Here is a 283-nt window from a genome sequence, read left to right on the forward strand (position 1 = left end):
AAGAATATTTTGACAAAGAGAAAATCTGCTGGCAAAGCATTTACTATTATTTCAATAAATGGATCAAAGACGGCTCTTTCAGAAAGGCTTGGATAGGTCTTTTGCTTCTTAATAAAAGAAAATTGGAGATGTCAAGCCTTCAGTTGGACGGCAGCTACACCCCAAGCCTAATGGGAGGTGAAAAGCTAGGCTATCAGGGTAGAAAAAAGGCAAAAACCACCAACAGCATTTTTCTGTGTGATAACCAGGGACAAATGTTGGCAATGGGAAGTCCAAAAAGTGG

General features: G+C 39.9%; 1 pseudogene. It reads left to right on the forward strand.

Annotated elements, in window-relative coordinates:
• Positions 1 to 283, forward strand: a pseudogene (locus tag GNY06_RS01915) (IS5/IS1182 family transposase); the annotation flags it as partial.

Source organism: Elizabethkingia argenteiflava (genome assembly GCF_009904105.1).
GTDB lineage: Bacteria > Bacteroidota > Bacteroidia > Flavobacteriales > Weeksellaceae > Elizabethkingia > Elizabethkingia argenteiflava.